We start from the raw sequence: 3,423 nt of genomic DNA, 5'->3' as shown, positions 1-3,423 counted from the left end.
TGCGCGTCCGCTCCTTGAGAACTCAACAGCGTGCCGAAAGTCAGTGCCAAGTAATACCCCGTGCCCTGGCCACTGTGTGGTTGGGGCTGGGATTCCTTTGGTTGATTGATATCGCGAGTGTCAGCTCGCGGTTCTCAGCTGCGATCAAATCATCTACGGAGAGTTTGATCCTGGCTCAGGACGAACGCTGGCGGCGTGCTTAACACATGCAAGTCGAACGGTGAACTCCGCTTGCGGGGGGATCAGTGGCGAACGGGTGAGTAACACGTGGGCAACCTGCCCTCAGCTTTGGGATAACTCCAAGAAATTGGGGCTAATACCGGATATGACCGCTGACCGCATGGTCTGGTGGTGGAAAGATTTATCGGCTGGGGATGGGCCCGCGGCCTATCAGCTTGTTGGTGGGGTAGTGGCCTACCAAGGCGACGACGGGTAGCCGGCCTGAGAGGGTGACCGGCCACACTGGGACTGAGACACGGCCCAGACTCCTACGGGAGGCAGCAGTGGGGAATATTGCGCAATGGGCGAAAGCCTGACGCAGCGACGCCGCGTGGGGGATGACGGCCTTCGGGTTGTAAACCTCTTTCAGCAGGGACGAAGCGAAAGTGACGGTACCTGCAGAAGAAGCACCGGCCAACTACGTGCCAGCAGCCGCGGTAATACGTAGGGTGCAAGCGTTGTCCGGAATTATTGGGCGTAAAGAGCTCGTAGGCGGTTCGTCGCGTCGGCTGTGAAATCCCGAGGCTCAACCTCGGGACTGCAGTCGATACGGGCGGACTTGAGTTCGGCAGGGGAGACTGGAATTCCTGGTGTAGCGGTGAAATGCGCAGATATCAGGAGGAACACCGGTGGCGAAGGCGGGTCTCTGGGCCGAAACTGACGCTGAGGAGCGAAAGCGTGGGGAGCGAACAGGATTAGATACCCTGGTAGTCCACGCCGTAAACGTTGGGCGCTAGGTGTGGGGCTCATTCCACGAGTTCCGTGCCGCAGCTAACGCATTAAGCGCCCCGCCTGGGGAGTACGGCCGCAAGGCTAAAACTCAAAGGAATTGACGGGGGCCCGCACAAGCGGCGGAGCATGTTGCTTAATTCGATGCAACGCGAAGAACCTTACCTAGGCTTGACATGCACGGAAATCCTCCAGAGATGGTGGGTCCGTAAGGGCCGTGCACAGGTGGTGCATGGTTGTCGTCAGCTCGTGTCGTGAGATGTTGGGTTAAGTCCCGCAACGAGCGCAACCCTCGTTCTATGTTGCCAGCACGTCATGGTGGGGACTCATAGGAGACTGCCGGGGTCAACTCGGAGGAAGGTGGGGATGACGTCAAATCATCATGCCCCTTATGTCTAGGGCTGCAAACATGCTACAATGGCCGGTACAAAGGGCTGCGATACCGCGAGGTGGAGCGAATCCCAAAAAGCCGGTCTCAGTTCGGATTGGGGTCTGCAACTCGACCCCATGAAGTTGGAGTCGCTAGTAATCGCAGATCAGCAACGCTGCGGTGAATACGTTCCCGGGCCTTGTACACACCGCCCGTCACGTCACGAAAGTCGGTAACGCCCGAAGCCGGTGGCCCAACCCTTGTGGAGGGAGCCGTCGAAGGCGGGATCGGCGATTGGGACGAAGTCGTAACAAGGTAGCCGTACCGGAAGGTGCGGCTGGATCACCTCCTTTCTAAGGAGCACTGGCCGCCAGATTCGTCTGGTGGTCCAGAGCCGCGCCCAGGACATGACGGTCACCCATTACCGGGTGGCTGCGGAGCTTCTGGGGTGGTGCTCGAGGGTGGAACGCTGACCAGTTCGGCCGGCAGCCTGGTGCTGCCCCCAGTACGGTCTGGTGTCTCTTCGGAGGTGCCGGGTGTGGAACGGGGTGGTCGGGGTGGGTCGGTTGTAGGCACGCTGTTGGGTCCTGAGGGAGCGGGTGACCGTTTTTCTCGTGTCAGGGCCTCCTGGTTCTCGTACCGCTGTCTCCCATGCGTGGGGGGTGGGTCTGGCGGGGATGGTGCGGGGGGTGGCTGGTCGTACGTTGAGAACTGCACAGTGGACGCGAGCATCTTTTGACTCTGATTAGCAGAGTTCGAGTTTGTAGGCCCGTCTCATCATTTCCTTCCGGGGGTGTGGGGCGGGATTTTTGTGTGGCCAAGTTGTTAAGGGCACACGGTGGATGCCTGGGCACCAGGAGCCGATGAAGGACGTAGGAGGCTGCGATAAGCCTCGGGGAGCTGTCAACCGAGCGTTGATCCGAGGATTTCCGAATGGGGGAACCCCGCACCAGTCATGTGGTGTGACCCGCGCCTGAACACATAGGGCGTGTGGAGGGAACGTGGGGAAGTGAAACATCTCAGTACCCACAGGAAGAGAAAACAACAGTGATTCCGTGAGTAGTGGCGAGCGAAAGCGGAAGAGGCTAAACCGATCGCATGTGATAGCCGGCAGGCGTTGTGTGGTCGGGGTCGTGGGACAGTTCAGTCGCTCCTGCCGGGGTGACGGGGAGTAAGAAAAGACTGTGTTAGTGGAAGGCCTCTGGAAGGGGTCGCCGTAGAGGGTGATAGCCCCGTACACGAAAACTCAGTCTCTCCCGAGCTTGTTTCCCAAGTAGCACCGAGCCCGTGAAATTCGGTGTGAATCTGGCGGGACCACCCGCTAAGCCTGAATACTCCCTGGTGACCGATAGCGGACAAGTACCGTGAGGGAAAGGTGAAAAGTACCCCGGGAGGGGAGTGAAATAGTACCTGAAACCGTGTGCCTACAAGCCGTGAGAGCTTTATCCACTTCGGTGGAGGGGTGATTGCGTGCCTTTTGAAGAATGAGCCTGCGAGTTAGCGGTACGTGGCGAGGTTAACCCGTGTGGGGTAGCCGTAGCGAAAGCGAGTCCGAACAGGGCGTTTGAGTCGCGTGCTCTAGACCCGAAGCCGAGTGATCTACCCATGGCCAGGTTGAAGCGCGGGTAAGACCGCGTGGAGGACCGAACCCACCAGGGTTGAAAACCTGGGGGATGAGCTGTGGGTAGGGGTGAAAGGCCAATCAAACTCGGTGATAGCTGGTTCTCCCCGAAATGCATTTAGGTGCAGCGTCACGTGTTTCTTGCCGGAGGTAGAGCACTGGATGGCCGATGGGCCCCACAAGGTTACTGACGTCAACCAAACTCCGAATGCCGGTAAGTGAGAGCGTGGCAGTGAGACTGCGGGCGATAAGGTTCGTAGTCGAGAGGGAAACAGCCCAGATCATCGGCTAAGGCCCCTAAGCGTGTGCTAAGTGGAAAAGGATGTGGGATCGCAGAGACAACCAGGAGGTTGGCTTAGAAGCAGCCACCCTTGAAAGAGTGCGTAATAGCTCACTGGTCAAGTGGTTCCGCGCCGACAATGTAGCGGGGCTCAAGCACACCGCCGAAGCCGTGGCATTCACACGTTAGCCCGCCGGTACCTTT

General features: G+C 58.8%; 2 rRNA genes. Both read left to right on the top strand.

Features of this window, described 5'->3' with window-relative positions:
* Positions 1 to 152 precede the first annotated feature (152 nt).
* Positions 153 to 1,671, top strand: a 16S ribosomal RNA gene (locus tag ACI79T_RS21005).
* Positions 1,672 to 2,133: 462 nt separating this feature from the next.
* Positions 2,134 to 3,423 (top strand): 23S ribosomal RNA (locus tag ACI79T_RS21000); the annotation flags it as partial.

The sequence above is a fragment of the Blastococcus sp. SYSU DS0619 genome, from assembly GCF_054051035.1.
Note: the sequence above shows the minus strand (reverse complement) of the source record. Positions and strands in the feature narration are given on the sequence as shown.